Annotated in this window: 21 protein-coding genes, 1 tRNA gene and 1 riboswitch; of the genes, 13 read left to right on the top strand and 9 right to left on the bottom strand. The window is 60.2% G+C overall.

All coding sequences use genetic code 11. The annotated features are described in order from the left end of the window. The coding region (locus DDD64_RS07875; protein WP_206435411.1) for a MiiA motif-containing surface protein at positions 1–2,449 on the bottom strand (2,449 nt) is incomplete at its 3' end. Between the two features lie 307 nt (positions 2,450–2,756). Continuing rightward, positions 2,757–3,110: a transcriptional regulator gene (locus DDD64_RS07870; RefSeq protein WP_126135820.1), complete on the bottom strand. Its 354-nt coding sequence runs from the start codon at positions 3,108–3,110 to the stop codon at positions 2,757–2,759. Between the two features lie 145 nt (positions 3,111–3,255). On the opposite strand from DDD64_RS07870, the gene DDD64_RS07865 reads away from it, so the two are divergent. Further along, positions 3,256–3,687, top strand: coding sequence for a hypothetical protein (locus tag DDD64_RS07865; protein ID WP_126135819.1), 432 nt, complete (start codon positions 3,256–3,258; stop codon positions 3,685–3,687). A gap of 47 nt (positions 3,688–3,734) precedes the next feature. Here DDD64_RS07865 and DDD64_RS07860 read toward each other — a convergent pair whose 3' ends face one another. The 4 genes from DDD64_RS07860 to DDD64_RS09120 all read right to left on the bottom strand — a co-directional run bounded on the left by DDD64_RS07860 (position 3,735) and on the right by DDD64_RS09120 (position 5,618). Then, positions 3,735–4,334, bottom strand: a complete 600-nt coding sequence (locus DDD64_RS07860; RefSeq protein WP_126135818.1) for a hypothetical protein — start codon at positions 4,332–4,334, stop codon at positions 3,735–3,737. Between the two features lie 371 nt (positions 4,335–4,705). Further along, positions 4,706–5,107 (bottom strand): putative toxin-antitoxin system toxin component, PIN family, encoded by a 402-nt coding sequence (locus tag DDD64_RS07855; RefSeq protein ID WP_126135817.1) that lies wholly within the window; start codon positions 5,105–5,107, stop codon positions 4,706–4,708. A 5-nt stretch (positions 5,108–5,112) separates the two neighbouring features. Further along, positions 5,113–5,373 (bottom strand): AbrB/MazE/SpoVT family DNA-binding domain-containing protein, encoded by a 261-nt coding sequence (locus DDD64_RS07850; protein WP_126135816.1) that lies wholly within the window; start codon positions 5,371–5,373, stop codon positions 5,113–5,115. A gap of 116 nt (positions 5,374–5,489) precedes the next feature. Further along, the gene (locus tag DDD64_RS09120) at positions 5,490–5,618 is read right to left on the bottom strand and encodes a hypothetical protein (protein WP_276330033.1); all 129 of its coding nucleotides are present in this window, start codon (positions 5,616–5,618) and stop codon (positions 5,490–5,492) included. A 142-nt stretch (positions 5,619–5,760) separates the two neighbouring features. Here DDD64_RS09120 and DDD64_RS07840 point away from each other — a divergent pair, with 142 nt between their 5' ends. Further along, complete coding sequence (locus DDD64_RS07840; protein WP_276330034.1) at positions 5,761–5,970, top strand: type II toxin-antitoxin system RelB/DinJ family antitoxin; 210 nt, start codon at positions 5,761–5,763, stop codon at positions 5,968–5,970. Between the two features lie 143 nt (positions 5,971–6,113). On the opposite strand, the gene DDD64_RS07835 is transcribed toward DDD64_RS07840, so the two are convergent. Then, a tRNA-Gly gene (locus DDD64_RS07835) sits at positions 6,114–6,187 on the bottom strand. Positions 6,188–6,359: 172 nt separating this feature from the next. Between DDD64_RS07835 and dcd the strand changes: the two genes are divergently transcribed. The 11 genes from dcd to DDD64_RS07780 all read left to right on the top strand — a co-directional run bounded on the left by dcd (position 6,360) and on the right by DDD64_RS07780 (position 18,091). Next, a complete protein-coding gene (dcd, locus tag DDD64_RS07830) occupies positions 6,360–6,959 on the top strand; it encodes a dCTP deaminase (protein WP_126135814.1) in 600 nt (199 codons plus the stop codon). A 265-nt stretch (positions 6,960–7,224) separates the two neighbouring features. Continuing rightward, positions 7,225–10,320, top strand: coding sequence for a Na+/H+ antiporter subunit A (locus DDD64_RS07825; protein WP_241227633.1), 3,096 nt, complete (start codon positions 7,225–7,227; stop codon positions 10,318–10,320). Beyond that, the gene (locus DDD64_RS07820) at positions 10,317–10,928 is read left to right on the top strand and encodes a Na(+)/H(+) antiporter subunit C (RefSeq protein ID WP_126135813.1); all 612 of its coding nucleotides are present in this window, start codon (positions 10,317–10,319) and stop codon (positions 10,926–10,928) included. The genes DDD64_RS07825 and DDD64_RS07820 overlap by 4 nt, the downstream gene beginning before the upstream one ends. Then, on the top strand, positions 10,925–12,679 hold the full coding sequence (locus DDD64_RS07815) for a Na+/H+ antiporter subunit D (RefSeq protein ID WP_126135812.1): 1,755 nt from the start codon (positions 10,925–10,927) through the stop codon (positions 12,677–12,679). The genes DDD64_RS07820 and DDD64_RS07815 overlap by 4 nt, the downstream gene beginning before the upstream one ends. After that, positions 12,676–13,311 carry a Na+/H+ antiporter subunit E gene (locus DDD64_RS07810; RefSeq protein ID WP_126135811.1) on the top strand — a complete coding sequence of 212 codons (636 nt, stop codon included), beginning with the start codon at positions 12,676–12,678 and terminating at the stop codon, positions 13,309–13,311. Before DDD64_RS07815 ends, DDD64_RS07810 begins: the two co-directional genes overlap by 4 nt. Further along, entirely contained in the window at positions 13,308–13,748 is a 441-nt protein-coding gene (locus DDD64_RS07805) for an MrpF/PhaF family protein (protein ID WP_206435410.1), read from the top strand. The genes DDD64_RS07810 and DDD64_RS07805 overlap by 4 nt, the downstream gene beginning before the upstream one ends. Then, complete coding sequence (gene mnhG / locus DDD64_RS07800; protein WP_126135810.1) at positions 13,745–14,149, top strand: monovalent cation/H(+) antiporter subunit G; 405 nt, start codon at positions 13,745–13,747, stop codon at positions 14,147–14,149. The genes DDD64_RS07805 and mnhG overlap by 4 nt, the downstream gene beginning before the upstream one ends. A gap of 58 nt (positions 14,150–14,207) precedes the next feature. Next, a complete protein-coding gene (locus tag DDD64_RS07795) occupies positions 14,208–14,477 on the top strand; it encodes a DUF4235 domain-containing protein (RefSeq protein ID WP_126135809.1) in 270 nt (89 codons plus the stop codon). Positions 14,478–14,584: 107 nt separating this feature from the next. Then, positions 14,585–14,695, top strand: a riboswitch (TPP riboswitch). A 39-nt stretch (positions 14,696–14,734) separates the two neighbouring features. Continuing rightward, positions 14,735–15,781: a thiamine ABC transporter substrate-binding protein gene (locus DDD64_RS07790; protein ID WP_126135808.1), complete on the top strand. Its 1,047-nt coding sequence runs from the start codon at positions 14,735–14,737 to the stop codon at positions 15,779–15,781. Beyond that, positions 15,778–17,463 carry an ABC transporter permease gene (locus DDD64_RS07785; RefSeq protein ID WP_241227632.1) on the top strand — a complete coding sequence of 562 codons (1,686 nt, stop codon included), beginning with the start codon at positions 15,778–15,780 and terminating at the stop codon, positions 17,461–17,463. Before DDD64_RS07790 ends, DDD64_RS07785 begins: the two co-directional genes overlap by 4 nt. After that, a complete protein-coding gene (locus DDD64_RS07780) occupies positions 17,447–18,091 on the top strand; it encodes an ABC transporter ATP-binding protein (RefSeq protein WP_126135807.1) in 645 nt (214 codons plus the stop codon). Before DDD64_RS07785 ends, DDD64_RS07780 begins: the two co-directional genes overlap by 17 nt. Positions 18,092–18,145: 54 nt before the next feature. Here DDD64_RS07780 and DDD64_RS07775 read toward each other — a convergent pair whose 3' ends face one another. Together DDD64_RS07775 and DDD64_RS07770 are read right to left on the bottom strand one after the other, a co-directional pair. Then, entirely contained in the window at positions 18,146–18,352 is a 207-nt protein-coding gene (locus DDD64_RS07775) for a hypothetical protein (protein ID WP_126135806.1), read from the bottom strand. Between the two features lie 218 nt (positions 18,353–18,570). Further along, the gene (locus DDD64_RS07770) at positions 18,571–18,780 is read right to left on the bottom strand and encodes a LuxR C-terminal-related transcriptional regulator (protein WP_126135805.1); all 210 of its coding nucleotides are present in this window, start codon (positions 18,778–18,780) and stop codon (positions 18,571–18,573) included. Positions 18,781–18,835 lie beyond the last annotated feature (55 nt).

Genomic DNA, 18,835 nt, shown 5'->3' with positions numbered 1-18,835 from the left:
CGGAGCCGTCGGGGAAGGTGACGGTTACGGTTCCGTCCTTGCCGACAGTCACTTCGGTGTTCTCCGGCAGATCCGGGTTGGCCTTCTTGACCTTATCCTTGACCTGGTCGCGTTCCGGATCGGTGAGGTTGTTCGGATCCACAACACCGGTTACCTCGGGGTCGTTGATCTTGGTCTTCTCGTTGTCCTTGAGCTTGCGGACGGTCTTGTCGGGAGTGATCGTGGTCGTGGAGTTATCCGGGAAGGTCACGGTCACGGTGCCATTATCGGAGACGGTGATCGTGGTGTCCTTCGGAAGATCAGGATTCTTCTTCTCGACGGCCTTCTTGACCTGTTCGCGTTCGGGATCGGTCAGCTTATTGACATCAACAACTCCTGTGAGGTCGGGGTCGTTGATCTTGGTCTTCTCGTTGTCCTTGAGCTGACGAACCGTCTTGTCCGGAGTGAAGGTGGTTGATGATCCATCCTTGTAGGTCACCGTTGCGGTGCCATTGTCGGAAACGGTAATCTCGGCGTCCTTGGGCAGGTCAGGGTTCTTAGCCTTGATGGCGTCGCCAACCTTGGTCTTTTCCTCGGGCGTTAGTTTATTGAGGTCAACAACACCGGTGATGTCGGGATCCTTGAGGGTGATCTTCTCGGCCATCTTCGGCTTGGTAACAGCGATCTTGAAGGGAACCTTCACCGGATCGGGCTGACCGGGGATCGTCACGAGCACAGTGCCAGTCACATCGCCAGTCTCCTTATCCTCGGGGATCTGGTAGGTAATCTTGCCGTCATTGCCGACGGTGAGCCCCGCAGGAGCATCGCCGTCGACCTTAAACGTAGAACCGTCCGGGAAAGTGAAGCCTTCTGGTGTAGAGATCGGAACCTCAACCGTGGAACCGGACTTTCCGTTCGAATCCGGGTATGTAGGAGTGACGACTGGCGCCTTGAAGGTCTTGGTGCCGAGGTCCTTGCCATTGCGGTTGTAAGCAATGGTGACATTACCTTGCTTATCCACGGTTACTTTATCCGTGTCCGTGAGCTGATTGAGCTCCTTGACCTTCTTTGCGATGATTTCCTGTTCGCCGGGAGTCAGGTTGTTCGGATCGGTGACTACCGTCTCGGAAATCTTAGACGTGTAGTAAATGATGGTAGCGGTCAGCTTCGGGGAAACTGCACCCAGGTCAGTTGTGAGCGTGCCGGTGAACGTCTGGGTCCCAGGATCGTGGTTCATATTATCCACCACGATGTTCTTGGTGATTTTACCCTTGACCTCGTCGTGGACGTCCTTCCTGGAAAGGTTGCCATCGTCACCGTACTTGAGCGGGTTGAGCTTGCCGTAATCGACGCCGATAAGGCCCTTCACATCATCGGGAGTGAAGGGGTCATCGGTATCCAAGCTACGGATAAGCGTGTCTTGTTTCAGCGGGATGACGCGCACCTTGAACAGGTTGGAGAAAGATTGGGTGTAACGCTTGTCGCCAGAGGCATCGGTGCGGATTCCGATTGCGCGCTTACCGCCAATATTATTTGACTGCCCGGCGTCATACTGGCCGGAGATGACGGCGGTATTGCCGGCTAACTTGAGGTCAAAACCTGTGAGCTGTTTTGCGGCCGGCCAGTCCTCACCCTGCCCAGGGGCATTAGTTCCCCACAGCTTTCCCTTGCTGTAGTCATCGGTTTTGAGAGTGACGGTTACCGGAGGGACAGGCGTGGACTTCTGTTTCTTCTGATCTGCGTTTGTGGCAGGATCCAGGAAGACCAGGATATTCGGAACTTTTCCGATAACGCTTACCGATTCGCTGCTAGGAACGACGACGCTAAAGGCATCTTCGCCGGCCTTGTTCGTGATAGTCAGCTGGCCCTGATTATCCACGGCAAGCTGGTCGCGGGTGAGACCGAGAGCGGGGTTATTCTTCAGGAAAGCGTCGATGATCTCCGTCTGCTGCGTCCCGGACAGGGTGTAGCCATTCGGATCCTCAACGGTTACCTTGTCTTTATTGTGGAGGCTGTGGTTCAGGGTTGCACCCTTTTTGGGATCCGGGCTTTCCTCCCGGAACGCGAAGGGCGGGGCGTAGTAGAAAACCTTGACATTGTAGGTTTCAAAGGTGTCCGGAGTCCCCTTCTTAGCCACGATAACCGGAACGTCCTTAACGCGATCTTTGCGCTTCGGGCCGTACGAGTTTGCGTTGGCATCCTTGAGGTTCTTTACCGTGAAATCGTATTCGTCCGGGTTGAGGTTGTTCTTGGTGAGCTGAGCCTTGACCGATTTGATAACCTCTGCCTCGGTCAGACCATCGACCAGGAAGAAGTTTTTGGCGATGGCGCCGCCGAACTTTGCTGAGTTAGCTTGTTCGGAGCTGGAAGCTCCCGCAGGGGAAGCTGGATCGGCGAGCGCGGGAGTGCCGCCGAAGAATATAAGGGTTGCCGCGAGAGTGGCACCCGCTATCTTACGAAAAGAGGTCACGAGATCCCTTCCTTATTTCCCAATCGTTGAACAGTGAATGTAACATCGATTTGAATAGAGAATTGTTATCGCTATTCTAATCCGCAGGTCAGAGGGTTGAAAACCGATTTCTTGTGACGTATGACCAGGTCGCGGTGGGGGAATTTTGTGCCGTCGTATTAAGGTGGAGATGGGCGCGACGAGGTGGTGTGCGGTGGTGAGTAGTGGCAGTGGTGCGGCTCCCGATGTTCCGGATGCTACGGAATAGGTAAGCGGGGCCGCCGTGGATTTTTTATGCGGTTAATCGTGCATGTTCTCTGGTGTGAGCTTACGCTGAAAGTCGAGATTTTCCATGGAAGATCCGATTCTCTGGCAGTTCCGGGAATTTTGATTCCCACATGGCGTAGACGCGCCACGGCAAACTGAGTGTGGGCCAGACGCGCATGAGGAGTTCCCGATTTAGCCAGCGTTCCTGCTGCTCGGTGGTTCCTTCGTTGATTAATGTGGTATAGCCGCGCTTTACGAGGCCGTCACTTTTAAGGCGGATCGTTTGAGAATCTGGTGCCCAGATGATCGAATGGTCGAGGTAGAGGGTGCCGCCCATGCCGGGGCCACGAAGTGTGTCCAGGGAAGATGGCAGTTCGTAATGTTTGCGTTGCGAATACGGCGCGATATCGCGCATGTGGCCTCCTCTCTGATTCTCCCACCATCCTAGAGGGGAAGAGCGCTGCCAGCCATAGTGGAACCAAATAAATTGAACGCCGCGCGGAATAAATCCGATAAAATTATGCGTAACACCGTTATGTAGGCACAAGGAGGTGCGGATCATGGCACAGCTGCATGTGAGAAGGCGGTGGTCCTTCTTCGATGACAGGGGCCGCCATTATTTGAGCGTCAACGGAAAGAAACGCCCGGAGATACTGCTTCCTGAACGCGATAACGTTTTTGAGGTGGACGACGGCGCCTGCGTGGTGCAAGTGAGAACTCTCGTTCCCCTCAAGAGCAATCCCGTGACTCTGTCGGTTGCCGAGGGGGATGAGATCTATCTCAGCTATCGCCTTAACAAGGGTGCCATTATTGGGCTCATCGTGCTTTTCACTGCCGTAGCAGTACTGCCTTTCGTGGTGAACTCAAGTGATCGAATGGTTTTGTTGCCCCTGGCTGGTGTATGCCTGATCGCGCTTCTGGTGCTGTCTTTTACTGTGTTTGCAACGATGTACACGCTTAAAATAGAGGACTCGCCCGGAGTCGCTGCGTAGCCAACCGTGCAGGTTAGTCTCCCGTAGCCAAGTGTGCTGGTAGCGGGCTAGGCGGCGTCGTCGTTCTTATCGGGAATGCACTGCGTTGTTGAAGAAATGCGCTGGGCCCCACGATGATCAGCGAGCCAGCGTTGGCCGTTGACATCCGTGAAACAGAAGCGGAAGCTTTCGTTAATGACGGTGAGTGGGGGTCGGTCGCCGAAAAGGCTGTCACCGTAGGTATCAACGTACTCGGCTTTTTCTTTCGGCGGGAGCGTAGGGAAAGTGATTTCGTAACCGGCCGAGGTTTGCCGGAATTCGTGATAGTGATCGGCTGAAACTTTGAGCCCGTCAAGGGGCGCCGGCAATGCGAGCGTGAGGTCAAAAACCGGGTTGGGGGAGGCATTATGGAAACTCGAAGTGATCTGCCGGCCGATTTTCCCGGTGTCGGTGCGGTGTTCCTCCGCGGTGATCTTGTTTTGGACGAAAGCCTGGTTAGCCTGGGAGAACTGTTCGGCTTTGATCGCCTCGTGGCGGTCATAGATATTCAAGCCGAGCACGGCCACCGCGATGACAACCGAAATAAGCGAGAGAGTTTCGGATAGCGGCAGCCAGCCACGCCGCTTCCCGCGCGCCCGCTCAGTTCCGATGGCCTTCTCCTCATTCATGCGCTTGTCCCTTGCCTGCTCGTTTTCGAACTGTAGCCGCGCTTGGCGTGACTGACGCCGACACCGTGCGGCGCGGGCCCGCAGTGCACGGGCACCGATGAATTTTAGCGGTTGGGGTTGTGGTGATAAAGCTTGGACGCGGCCTGAGTGGAAAGAAATCCAGCTCGTCTGCAACGGTCACAGCGGGCTGAACGATTGATGTAAATATAAGACGAGTGAGCTATTCGCAGCTGCTAGTCGACTCATGGAAAGAGCTGCTCCAAAGTGCGCAGGCTGTGGGTGTTGAGGCGCCTCCTTTCTCTGCTTAGGTGCGGAAAGTATGCGCTTCTATATGCAGCCTGGTCGTAGCATCGAACCACTATGTGTGGAAGCTACATCTCGATAAACGTTCTTGCAGTGACGATTCTTGGTGTGGCTACCATCGCCTCTAGGAAGTCCTTGTCTCCAGTTACAAAGACGTGAGCTCCGCAGGCGATTGCGGCGCGCAGTATCGGGCGATCCGACGGGTCTCGAATTCCTGTCTCCGTAGCAGTTGCGGACGTGGGGATGTCGACAACTGTCAATGCTAATTCTGCGGTACGTAAGAAAGCATCAAGGAGATGCATTTTGCCGGGAAATTTAACTCTGAAGACCCGGCGCAATTCTTCGATATTTTGTTCGCAGATGACAGCTCGATTGGGGAGTGAGACAGCCTTGGTGAATGCTCGTGCTGGAGCGGATCCAGGATTGAGCGCGGCTGAGATCAAAATGTTGGTATCAATGAAAACCAGCATCTTGACTACTCACTTCTAATGTCAGCAACTAGGGCGTTAACAGCTTCCTCAGTGTCGAGTCCTAAACGTTCGGCCTCACCCTCTAAGCCAGCTTGCAATACAGACATTGCGTAGCGTGCAGAGTTGACGACACGTACTTCGTCGTCGTCAACGACGAAGACAAGTCTGTCGCCGCTATCAACGCCCAGCCGATTGCGCACCGATTTGGGAACTGTTACCTGCCCTTTTGCCATTACTTTCGCTGATTCAACAAAAACCGTGCTCATGCTAATCCCTCCTTAGGGTTCTAATCAGTGAAACAGACTATGCACACAGCATACCCCAAGTAGGGAAAGTAGGGTGGAGTGGTGGATTGGGGTGATCTGCCGCTTGCTTAGGTACTTCACTTCGCCAGTTCCTCGTACACGCGCGCATTTTTTCTTATGAGCGCGGCCGAGGCCTTCGCGAGTTCGGCATCGTCTGGCTCTGTGGTCTTATTGAGCTTGGCGGATTCTGCAAATTCTTTAGTCACCGTCATCCCTCCTTGGATGTGGGTGGTAGTGCTGACACTTCGATTCTAAACCGCAATTCTCGTTTGGTACCGGTAATGAGTATCGCTATAGGCGGCGTTGAACATTTGTGTTTCGTGGCGGCTTGATGGGGCGGCAAGTGTCGTGGAATCCTACGGGCTAGATCTATTGTCCGTTGTGCGAGCGTTTTTCACTGAAATGGTGAACACTAACTCGATTCCTTTGTCTTTCGATTACAAGCGTCCAAACGAGGAGAGCTTTCGAGCTATTCATGAGACTCAGAAAATGATTGCCGCGGGCAGAGGTAAAAGCTATGCGACTGGCCGCGACCTCATTGAAGCGGCCTTGGCATGAGAGGCGCCTACAGGCGAAGTTCACTCCGGCATTCAGCAGAGACCTCAAAAAGAAAGCCACCAAACGGCAATGGAACCTTGCAGACTGGAAAACGAACTGGATCTCATGACGAGCTGTTTCGTCGGTGAGTGGCAAGCCTAAAGTGGAGCGGGCGACGGGAATCGAACCCGCCTCTGCAGCTTGGGAAGCTGCCATTCTACCGATGAACTACGCCCGCAAGAGCGGTGAAACCTCACGCAAGCGGCCGAACCGCAGGCGCGAAAGAATCACTAGGTGTTTATCCTAGCGTGCCATCCCCGCCAGCGCAAAGCGCGCCCGAATTGCTCAAATTACTCCATATACCGCCGCGCGGGTAGCGCCCACCCGCGCGGGCGTGTCAGAATCTAGGCGTGTTACTTTCCGATGTTGATATTTTGCGTTCCGTGAGCGAGGGCCGCATCGCCCTGCACCCCTGGGATCCGGCAATGGTGCAGCCTTCCTCCATCGATATTCACCTCGACCGCTTCTTCCGACTTTTCGATAACCACAAATACCCGGTCATTGACCCGGCCGCGGACCAATCCGACCTCACCCGCCTGGTAGAAGTCCCGGCCGACGGCGAATTCGTGCTCCACCCGGGAGAATTCGTGCTCGGCTCCACTTTTGAGCAGGTCACCTTGGGGAACGACGTCGCAGCCCGGCTGGAAGGGAAATCCTCCCTCGGGCGCCTAGGACTCCTCACCCATTCCACCGCCGGATTCATCGACCCGGGCTTCTCGGGGCACGTAACCCTTGAGCTTTCCAATACGGCAACGATGCCGATCAAGCTCTACCCGGGCATGAAAGTAGGCCAGTTCTGCTTCTTCCAGCTCTCCTCGGCGGCCACCAACCCCTACGGAGCCGGAGCGAGCGGCTCACGCTACCAGGGCCAGCGCGGCCCCACGGCCTCGCGCTCCCACCTCAATTTCCACCGTATCGATGTAACCCACTACCCGGAAGCCGGTAACTAAACTCGGGCCTTAGCAAGCCTCGCGCTCCCAAGGCAAGCGCCGGCCGCGCGGTCTCATCGAGAGCGGAAACGCGGGACACTCCCGCATATTTTCGCTACTGTAGTGATGTTCCATGCGTTAACAATGAGCTCCACCGCCTAAAAATCCGGTGCCCGCACCTACCAGGTGCATCGTGCCCGGTTCACCGCGGAGGAGCTTAGCGGCGCATGCTCAGCACGCAGCACCCGCAGCGTGCATCGCAAAGCTCGAAGGGACGGAGGCTGCCGTGGCATATGTGCTCCTGCTATTTGTGGTGGGGGCGCTGTGTGCACCGCTCGTTATGCAGCGCGGCCGATTCGGCTTCGCGATCCTTGCCCTGATCCCGGCCGGTACTTTCCTGTGGCTCCTCACTCTCATTCCCCGCATCCTCCGCGGTGATATCTACCAGCATTCGCTCACCTGGGTGCCCCAGCTGGGCATGGATCTCGATATCCGCATGGATGCCCTCGGCCTCCTCCTCGCCCTCATCGCCACCGGGGTCGGCGCGGCCGTGCTTTTCTATTCGGCGCGGTATTTCAAACGCGATGCCTCCTACCTGGGCCGTTTCGGCGCGATTTTCGTGGCTTTTGCCGGCGCCATGCTCGGCCTGGTCACCACGGATAACACCATCGCCCTCTACATTTACTGGGAACTCACCACCGTCTTTTCGTTCCTCCTCATCGGCCACTATTCCGACCGCCAGTCCTCGCGGCGCGCGGCGTTCCAGGCCATCATTGTGACAACGGCGGGCGGGCTGGCCATGCTGGGCGGGATCACCATGCTGGGCGTCATGCCCGGGGGATCCTTCTCGCTGCACGAACTCGTGGTGGCTTCCCACGAAGCAACACTTTCGCCGGGGAATTCCGCGCTGCTAACAAGCGCCGTCGTACTTGTGCTTATCGGGGCTTTCTCCAAATCCGCCCTCGTGCCCTTCCATTTCTGGCTGCCGGCCGCGATGGCCGCACCCACACCGGTCTCCGCTTACCTGCACGCCGCGGCGATGGTCAAAGCCGGGGTGTACCTGGTGGCGCGCCTGGCCCCCGGTTTCGCGCATAATCCCGCCTGGCACTGGATGGTGATTATCCTCGCCTCCTACACGGTGCTGCTGGGTGGCTACCGGGCCCTCAAACAAACCGATATCAAGCTGGTCACCGCCTTCGGCACGGTCTCCCAGCTCGGGCTCATTATTCTCTTCGTCGGCTACGGGGATTCGGCAATGCTGCTGGCCGGGCTCATGCTGCTGCTGGCCCACTCCCTCTTCAAATCCGCGCTTTTCCTCTCCGTGGGCATCGTGGACGTGTGTACCGGCACCCGTGACCTGCGTGAACTATCGAACGTGGGCCGCAATATGCCCGCGGTCGCCACCTTCGCCGGGATGGCGGATGCCTCGATGATGGGTTTCCCGCCCTTCGCCGCCTTCGTGGCGAAAGAAGGCGCCCTCGGTGCGCTATGGGGCGGCAGCGCCACCGATATTGCGGTGCTGGTACTCATTGCGGTGGGTTCAGCGCTCACGGTGGCCTACGGCCTGCGTTTCTGGTGGGGCGCTTTCATGCGCAAACCGCGCGTGGAAGATACCGAGGTGCGCGACGTTTCCGCAGTGATGATCTGGCCGGTGGGAATTCTGGCGACGGCGGGCCTGGTGGCCGGGCTCGCAACCGCGCCCATCAGCACCTTCCTAGAGCAGTACCTGGCCCAATACCCGGTACTTGCCCCCTACCAGGGCCACCTGCACCTCTGGTCCGGCTTCAACGGCCCCTTCCTGGTGACCCTCGCCATCCTCACGGCCGGATGTCTCCTCTTCTGGCAGCGCCACCGCATCTCCGCCTTCACCCAGCGCCACGCCATCCGGCTCAGCGCCGAGGAAGCCTACCAACGCATTGTTTCGGGCACCGAACGTTTCTCCATGACCGTCACCGCCCGCACCCAATCCGGTTCGCTTCCCACCTACCTCCTCACCATTTTCTGGTTCTTGCTCATGACCGTGGGAATCGCCCTGCTCACCAACCCGGTGGGCACCCTGGTGGTGCCGCGACTCTTCGATAGTTGGGCGCAGGCCGCGGTGGCTATTGTCGGATGCCTCGGGGTATTGCTCGCCGCGGCCTCCCGCCACCGCCTCAAAGCGGTGATCCTCATGGGAATTGGCGGCTACGCCGTCGCCCTCACCTACGAGATGTACGGGGCACCGGACCTCGCGCTCACCCAGGTACTCTCCGAAACTCTCACCCTCGTGGTCTTCGTGCTGGTGCTGCGGCGCCTGCCTTCCTACTTCTCATCCCGGCGCACCAAAGGAACCCAGCGTTTCCGCATTGTTTTCGCGGCCATCATGGGGGTGCTTTTCGCGGGACTGGCGTACCTGGCGGCCGGGGTGCGCACCCACGCGCCTATTTCAGAACTTTTCGCGGATGAAGGTTTCCGTTTCGGGTACGGGCGCAATATCGTCAATGTGACCCTCGTGGATATCCGGGCGTGGGACACCCTGGGGGAGACCTCCGTGCTGGTGGTGTGCGCCGTCGGCATTGCCTCTCTCCTCTTCGTGCGCGACCGCCTCGGCGGCACGGACCGGCTGCGCAATATCCTGGGCGCGAAAAGCGAACGGGCGCAACGCTTGCACCGCCTCGGTGACGACCCGGTGGCATATGTGCGCAACTCGCTGCGCGCCGAAGAAGAAGCGAAACGTTCGGGGCGTAACCGCGCCTGGCTCGCCTCCGCGAACCGCCCCGGGGTGGCTTCCCGCCCGATTATGTTGCAAATCGGCACCCGCCTGGTTTTCCATACCATCCTCATTATTTCGCTCTTCTTCCTTTTCGCCGGGCACAATATGCCGGGCGGAGGTTTCGCCGGCGGGCTGCTGGCCGGCATCGCGCTGACATTGCGCTACCTGGCCGGCGGCCGTTTCGAACTGGGCGCCACCCTCCCCATCCTTCCCGCACACCTACTGGGAACCGGGCTGGGCTTGGCTACCCTCTCCTCGCTCGCCCCCATTATGTTGGGCGGTAACCCGCTACAAACCGCGAAAATCGATATGGTGCTTCCGATTTTTGGGGACGTTCATTTTACGACGGCGCTCATTTTTGACACCGGCGTCTATATCGCGGTTGTTGGCTTGGTAGCCGAAATTCTGCGCTCCCTCGGCGGGGAGATTGACCGGCACGGAGAGATCGAAGAAGGCGTCTGGGATGCTGATATTCGCATCGAACCTTCCCATGACGCCCGCCAGAACCTGCGTGAAGAAATGGAATCCCAGGCGGAGCTCAGCGAACGCGCTTCCCCGAAACAAGAAGCCGAGCGCCTGGCTCTGGCTGCCGAACAACGCGATGCGGCAACGGAAGGAGAGCAAGAATGAGCGTATCTCTCGCTCTCATCCTCATGTGCGGGGTTTTCGTTGCCGTAGGGGTCTATCTTATTTTGGAGCGCTCCCTGTCCCGGGTGATTCTCGGGCTGGGCTGCCTCTCCAACGGCGTCAATATTCTTTTCCTTATCGCGGGTGGCCGCACCGGCAATCCACCCTTTATCGGTAACGGTTCGCCGGATCTGTGGGCGGACCCGCTGGTCATGGCCATGATGCTCACCGCGATCGTTATTACCCTGGCCACCACCGGCTTCCTGCTGGCCATGGCCTATCGCACCTGGCAGCTGCGCGATGATGACGAAGTGCGCGACGACGTCGAGGATCGCGCCGTCGCCGTTCGCCAACAACTGGAAGAAAGCAGCCAGCGATCCGAAGTGGGAACAGACTTGCAGGAAACCTCCGCGGAATTCCGCGACGAAACCGATACCCCGGCCCCGCGCTTCGGGCGTTTGGGCCGCTGGAACCGCAAGCATCCGCAGCGCCGCCGGCACCGCTACGTCGCTAACCCGAATGCCACTCACGGCGTGGACGGCTCGCTCGCGAACGGCGGAAAACCGCGGAATAGTGGACGCGGCGGAAACGCGGGAGGTACGCGGCGATGATTTCCTGGCTACTTCCCGTTCCCATTGTGCTGCCCCTGCTGGCCGCCGGAGTGCTCCTGGCGGTTCCGCGCCGGCGCCGCGTGCAAGCCTGGACCGCGGTAGGGATGCTTTCCATCGTCCTCGTGGTCGCGGTGATTCTGCTCTTCGTTTCCGCGCGCGGCCCCATCACCCTGGACGTGGGGAACTGGGCGGCACCCGTGGGTATTTCCCTGGTGGCCGACAGGCTCTCCACCATCATGCTCACCACCTCGGTCACGGTGACCCTCATCGTGCTGGTGTACTCGGTATTCCAGGGCGTGGCCGACGGGGAACGCGGTGCCCCCACCTCGGTGTATTACCCGGCTTTCATGATTCTTTCCGCCGGGGTATCCGATGCTTTCCTCACCGGCGATCTTTTCAATATGTACGTGGGCTTTGAGATTCTCCTGGCCGCGTCTTTCGTGCTCCTCACCATGGGTGGCACGGCCGAACGCATGCGCTCCGGCTCGGTCTACGTGATCGTCTCGATGGTTTCCTCCCTCATCTTCCTCACCGCGCTCGGCCTCACCTATGCCGCGGTAGGTAGCGTCAATCTGGCCGACCTCGCCGTGAAACTCCCGCAGGTAGATCCGGGAATGCGCATGGTCCTCCAGATCCTGTTCCTCGTGGCCTTCGGCCTCAAAGCCGCGATCTTCCCGCTGGCCGCCTGGCTGCCCGACTCTTATCCCACCGCCTCCGGCCCGGTCACTGCCGTTTTTGCGGGCCTGCTCACCAAAGTGGGTGTCTACGCGATTATCCGCACCCAGGTGCTGCTCTTCCCGGGCGGGCGCCTGGACGATATCCTCGCCGGCTTCGCGGTGGCCACCATGCTCATCGGTATCCTCGGCGCGATCGCGCAGGAAAACATTAAGCGCCTGCTCTCCTTCACCCTGGTGAGCCATATCGGCTACCTTATCTGGGGCATCGCTATCTCCACCGAAGCGGGACTCTCCTCCACAATTTTCTACGCCGTGCACCATATCGTGGTGCAGACCGCGCTGTTTTTGGTGGTGGGCCTGATTGGCTGGGTGGCAGGAACGACGTCGCTCGTGCGGCTCGGCTCCATTATGCGCGCGGCCCCCATGGTTGCGGTGTTGTATTTCCTCCCCGCGCTTTCCCTGGGCGGTATTCCGCCGCTCTCCGGTTTCCTTGGCAAAGTGGGCTTGCTGGAAGCGAGCGCTGCGCGCGGCACCGCGATTGACTGGGTGCTGATAGCGGCCGGCCTGGTTACCTCACTCCTTACTCTCTACGCCGTGATCCGTGCCTGGAATATGGCTTTCTGGCAGGAAGCCCCGGCGGAACTGCCCTCCACCACCTACCCGAGCGGCATGGTGATCTCCGCCTCCGGACTCATCGCGGTGATGCTCGGTATTACTTTTGCGGCCGCGCCGTTGCGTTCTTTTACCGACGGCGCAGCTGCCGAGCTGGAAGCCCGCACCCCCTATATCAGCGCGGTGCTTCCCGATTGGGATCGCGGTACCGGGATTTCCCCGGAAGTGGATGAAGAAACCGTGGTACCCCACGAAGATTCCACCCCGGATACCGGCACCTTCACCCACACTCCCGCACCGCAGGAAAGCCCGCGCCTGCTGCGTTCCCCGAGCCCCACGCCAGCGACGTCGCTGCCGGCTGGTGCGCCGGTGCCGGCTGGTGCGCCGTCGTTCAACACACCTACGCCCACGCCCGCGGCGGTTCCCACGCCCGTTCCCACAGTTTCCGGAGGTGAGCAATGAGTCGCGATAGCGAAGCAATCCGCCTGGTCACCCGGCGCGAAGGTCGTTTCCCGAGCGCCTCCCTGGGGGTGCTGATGTGGCTGACCATCGTGTGGGTGCTGCTCTGGGGGCAGGTCAGCGCCGCCAATATCGTGGCCGGTTTTTCCCTCGCGCTCCTCGTCACCGAACTGGCGCCGTTCCCCACCGCCTCCTTCGACGGGCGTTTCCGCATCTGGGGAGTGATCCGCCTCGTCGCGATTTTCGTACGCGACCTCGTGCACGCCTCCTGGCAGCAAGCCTGGTTTATCCTGCGGCGCGCTACTCCGCGCGGTGCGGTGATCCGCGTGCGGCTGCGCTCCCACTCTGATGCCTACCTGGCGATTACCGCCGGGATGTCCACGCTGGTGCCCGGCTCGCTCGTTATCGATACCGATGCCGCTTCGGGCACCCTGTACGTGCATGTGTTCGATGTGGGCATGGCCGGGGGAGTGAGCGCCGCGCACCAATCGGTGCTCGATTTGGAGGAACGGGTGCTGCGTGCTTTTGCCTCGCGCAGTGAGCTGGTGCAGGCCGGCTTCGTGCCAGGTTCCAGTCCCAAGGCCGGGCGCCTGCCCGTTCCCTTCGCTCCCGATAGCTCCGGAGGTGAACGGTGATTATCGTGATGGTTATCTGCGGGGTGCTTCTGGCTATCTCGGCGCTGCTGGTGACGGTTCGTATTGTCAAAGGCCCCACGGTCCTCGACCGAGTGGGAGCGCTCGATGTGATCACCTCGATTATGGTGGGGGCGCTCTGCCTCCTCGCGGCAGTGACTCGAAGAGCCGATTTGCTCGCGGTTTTCGTCGTCGTCGCTATTGTCGGTTTTCTCGGATCCGTGGCCGTGGCGCGTTTTATTCGGCCCGTGGACCAAAACGACCCGAAGGAAATGCGGCGCCTCGCGAAGGCGAACGAACGCGAAACAACCGACGAAGAAGAAGACGAAAGCCCCGCTCACGATCCGGATCGCGAGCCGCCCACAGCTCGCACCCAATCGGATACCGCGAACCTTCCGCGCGCGGACGCCGCGGGCACGCAGGAAGGAGCCCAGCCGTGAACCCCTGGGATATTATCGGTGCCGCGCTTATGCTGGCCAGTGCCACCCTCACCTTCGTGGCCGCCATCGGGATGTTCCGCTACCCGGACCTCATGACGCGCCTGCACGTGGCCACAAAACCGCAGGTCCTCTCCCTCATTATGGGCTGCCTGGGCGCCGCCTGCCTGGTGCGTGACCCGTCGATGACGTGGACGCTGCTCCTCGTTATCGGCTGCCAGCTCATTACCTCGCCCATTTCTGCGCATATGCTTTCGCGGGCCGGCTACCGCACCGGGCGTATCGATTCGGATGCCATGGTCGTGGACGAATTGCGCGAGGACCTGCGCTTCGGGCGTGGGCTGAGTCATAATAGTTCTGGACAGGAAAAGAATTCTGCGCGGGGGAGCACCCCCACGCATTAAATATCGGAGGCGGCGCCGGGTTTCCAGGCGGGCGGCGCCGCGCGAAGAAAGGGACGCTGTGGATATCGGTTGGAAAGTTGTGAGCGCGGGCGTTGGGGTGCTCTCGGGGATCGTCGCCAATAAAATCGTGGACGTGGTGTGGAAAGGCATTTCCGGGCGGGAGATCCCCGATTCGGAGGATCCGAATGCGCCGCTCGTAGACGCGGTTATTTTCGCGGTTGTCTCGGCGGGGGTGGCCGCGGCCGTTTCCCAGCTCACCCAGCGCCAGGCCGCCAAATGGTACGGCAAGGGCGAAGTGATCGATTCGCAGGTGCGCGCCCAGGCCTAAGAGTCGCCCCGGGCCGGGCCTAAGATGTGAGCGGTGTTACCGGCCGGCGCAACACGGGCCGCGAGCGTGAAAATACGTGAAAATACGGGACCTCCGTACTAGACTGGACTGCACGACAGGGGAGCGCAACAGCGCTGAGAGTGCGGCCGGCACGCGGTACGCAGACCCTCGAACCTGATCCGGTTAGTACCGGCGAAGGGAGTCGAGATCTCTCCTCCGCGCTCGCGGAGACCCTCCTTATATCCTGAGGAGGATGCATGGTCCAGAAAAATAAGCAGGGCACCCGCGCACTTGTGGCCGTCGCGATGGTTGCGGCACTGGCCCTGGCCGGATGCTCGAAGAACGACGACGCCGCCTCGCCGGCAGCGAGCGATCACCCCACCACAGTACGGGTGGTCAGTCACGAATCCTTCAACCTACCCGATGAACTCATCGCCCGCTTCGAGAAAGAATCCGGGTACACCATCGTCAAATCGGCACCCGGGGATACCGGCCAGGTTGTTAACCAATTGGTGCTGGTGGATGGTAAACCCGGCGCGGATATGGTGTTCGGGGTGGATACCTACACCGCCTACCAGGCGTTGGATGGCAATACTATCGCCGATTATTCCTCCCCGAAGCTTCCCGCGGGGGTGACCGCTCTGGAAGGGAAACTCAACCCCATCGATCAGGGTGAGGTCTGTGTTAATTACGACCGCGAGTGGTTCACCCAGAAAAATATGGTTCCGCCCCTGAGTTTTGCCGATCTTTCCCGCCCCGAATACGCGGCGCTGCTCGCGGTGGAAAATCCGGCACTGTCATCACCCGGGCTGGCTTTCCTAGCTGCAACCGCGCACGTTGCCGGCGGAACGGACGGCCTCTCCCAGCTATGGACTCAGCTTTTAGGGGCCGGTACTCGCATTTCCGGCTCGTGGACGGATGCCTACTACACCGATTTCTCCGGCTCGGAAGGAAAGGGGAACTATCCGCTGGTAGTTTCTTATTCCTCCTCCCCGGCCGCTGAAAACGGGCGCACCGGCGTGATCGAATCCACCTGCGTGCGCCAGGTGGAATACGCCGGGGTGTTGCGCGGTGCAGAAAACCCAGAAGGCGCCCAGGCATTTATTGATTTCCTGCTCTCCGAGGATGTCCAGAAAGCCATTCCGGAGTCGATGTACGTCTACCCGGTGGCTGATGTGGAACTGCCCGCTAGCTGGCAGCAATACGCCCCCCGGGTCAAGGATCCTATCGAGTTGGATGCCAAAGAAGTGGGTGCGCAGCGCGCCGAATGGATCCGTGCCTGGCGTGACACCGCAGGAATGTGAGTAGGTCATATCGCATCCCGCGCCCGCGCGGAGCCTCCCCGGTGGTTGCCTTCGCGCTCGCGGTTCCGCTTCTTTTCCTCGCGGTATTCTTCCTGTGGCCGGTGGTGGCGATGCTCGCGCGCGGGCTCGTCACCCCGGCCGGGATGGACACCGCGGGTTTCGCCACCGAGCTCACCCGCCCGCGCACCTGGAAAGTTGCCGGCCAAACCCTGTGGATGGCGGCGGCCAGCACCCTTTGCTCGGTAGCGTTGGGGCTTCCCCTCGCCTATGTGCTCTACCGGCTGCGCCTACCCGGGGTGCGGGTGGTGCGGGCTTTCGTGGTGGTGCCCTTTGTGCTCCCCACCGTGGTGGTGGGCACCGCGTTCCGGGCCTTGCTGCGCCCGGACGGCCCGTACGGTTTCCTCGGCTGGGATTCCAGCCCGTGGGCGGTGGTCGCGGCCATGGTTTTTTTCAATACCGCGGTTATCTCCCGGACGGTGGGGCCGCTGTGGGCGGCACTGCCCCCGCACGCTGAGGCGGCTCGCACCCTCGGCGCTTCACCGTGGCGCGCTTTTCGCACCGTTACTCTCCTGGAATTGGCACCGGCGATTACCTCCGGCGCGGCTATTGTCTTTTTATTTTGTTCGACGTCGTTCGGAATCGTCCAAACCTTAGGCGCACCCGGCTACGGCACTCTCGAAACTGAAATCTGGGTGCAGACCACCACCTTCCTTGATTTACGGGCTGCCGCGGTGCTTTCTTTGCTGCAGGTGCTCATCGTCGGGCTCGCCACGGTGGTAGCGGCCCGGGCCACCCGCCGCACTTCGGCGGCGCTGCGGCTGCGCCCTGCCGCCCGCCGCAAGGTGAGCCGGAGCGATATTCCAGCACTGCTTATGAGCGGCGCCACCGTTGTTTTCCTGATTGGAGCTCCGCTCCTCACCCTGGTGCTGCGCTCCTTCCAGCGCTCGGGCACGTGGACGCTGGAGAATTACCGTAACCTCATCGGTTCGTCCGGGTTCGCGGGGGTGTCCGCTTCCGACGCGCTCCGCAACTCTGTGGTGACGGGTCTAAGCGCCGCGGTTCTCGCCCTGCTCCTCGGTGCGCTCTTGGCTTTCGCGCTGGCCTCCCCGTGGGCCCCACCGCGACCGGTGAGCGCGGCCGCCGAAGGGCTGGCGCTGCTGCCTCTCGGGGTGTCCGCGGTGACGGTCGGTTTCGGACTCTTCCTCACCATCCGCATGCTCGTGCCGTCCGCGCAGTTCCTCGTGCCGATAGCGCAGGCCGTGGTGGCTCTTCCCCTCGTGGCCCGGGTGATTCTCCCGGTGGTGCGGGCCATCGACCCGCGCTTGCGCGAGGCCGCCGCGACCCTGGGGGCCGGCCCGGGGCGGGTCTGGAGAAGTATTGATCTGCCGCTGGCTGCCCGCGCGCTCGCGGTGGCGGCTGGCTTCGGGCTGGCTATTTCGTTGGGAGAGTACGGTGCTACGTCTTTCCTGGCCACCAGTGATTCCACCACGCTCCCGGTGCTTATCGGCCAACTCCTGGGTAGGCCCGGGGCGGATAATTACGGGACCGCGATGGCCGGGGCGGTGGTGCTCGGTACGGTCACCGGAGGGTTGATGGCGCTGAGTGAGATGGCGGCGCCTGCCGGAGCTGCGTCGTCGTTATTACCGCGGCAGAAAGGAAAACTACGTGTTAGAACTTCGTAACCTATCGGTGCGTTACCCGGACGGTTTCGAGGCGGTGCGTGGCGTGAATCTTAGCGTGGATTCGGGCACCACTGTTGCGCTTCTGGGGGCTTCTGGCTCCGGGAAATCTTCGCTGCTGCGCGGCATTGCCGGGCTGGAAGCCGTATCCGGGCAGGTGCTGATTGACGGTGCCGATATGACGGCGGTTCCCACGCATCGGCGTGGGGTGGGCATGGTGTTCCAGGACGGGCAGCTCTTCCCGAATCGCAGCGTGGGTGGAAATATTGCCTACGGGATTGAGCGGGGCCGTTCGCGTGCCGAGGTAGCGGCGGAAGTGGAGCGCTGGCTTGAGGTGGTAGAACTCAGTGGCTATGCCAAGCGTGCGGTGACGACTCTTTCGGGCGGGCAAGCGCAGCGAGTGGCTCTGGCGCGTTCCCTGGCGGCGCGCCCGCGGGTGCTGCTCCTGGACGAACCGCTGTCCGCCCTCGATACTCGCCTGCGGGAGGACCTGGCGGTATTCCTGCGCCGGGTGCTGCAAAAGGCCGGGACGACGGCGGTCTACGTTACCCATAATGACGCCGAAGCCGTGACCGTTGCCGACCGGGTGGTGCGCATGGAGAACGGGCGGCTGGTTGATATGTCGGGGTAGGTGGTGCTGGTATGCTGCGTTTGCCCGCTTAGCTAATCTCCCGGAACAGTACAGCTAGTCATCTTTTGCTTGACGAACACCCTTGATAATTCTGGGAAGCATGAAGGACAGCCGTAGCGCAACATACACGGCAGCGAAGACCGCGAACCACGTCAAGCCGTTATGTACATTCCAGCCGGTGTCTTTGGCCAAGAAAGCCACAAGCAAGGCGAGCAATCCGGCGCAAATATCCGCTAGATGGGCTTTAATCTTGTCACTCATGAGCGGTTCCATATCTATTAGTTTCGGTCATGTACCCTCAACGGGTTATGGGGTGCACCTTGAGAAAACGGGTGCGGCTCTGCGTTGAGAGGTGATATCAGTTAACCGCGCGAGGATACTTCTGGGCTACCGATAATCGTCGGTATGTTTACCGGGATTTATAGGCGTGTGGATGGCAGCGTTTGACGGTTGGCCTACCCGCACTGCTGATCCTTCCGTCAACCTGTGATTCCAGCTTTGATAGCGGTGATCCCTAGTTCAGCGCGCGTTGCGCACCCGGTGCGGTTGAGGATATCGGAAACATAGGAGCGCACGGTAGTTTCGGTTAGTCCGGTTCGCCGAGCAATATTCTTGTTGGTTGCGTCCGTTAGTGTGGTGTATCTGTATCCCGCGGTGATCCTCGTGTCGGTATACACAAAGGCGACCATCGCGGGTACCTTTCGAATCAACTCCTACCTATCCTCGAAAGGAGATACCCCGCAA

The organism is Actinotignum sanguinis, assembly GCF_003957255.1.
In the GTDB taxonomy this organism is placed as follows: domain Bacteria; phylum Actinomycetota; class Actinomycetes; order Actinomycetales; family Actinomycetaceae; genus Actinotignum; species Actinotignum sanguinis.
This window is presented reverse-complemented; position numbering and strand designations above follow the sequence as displayed.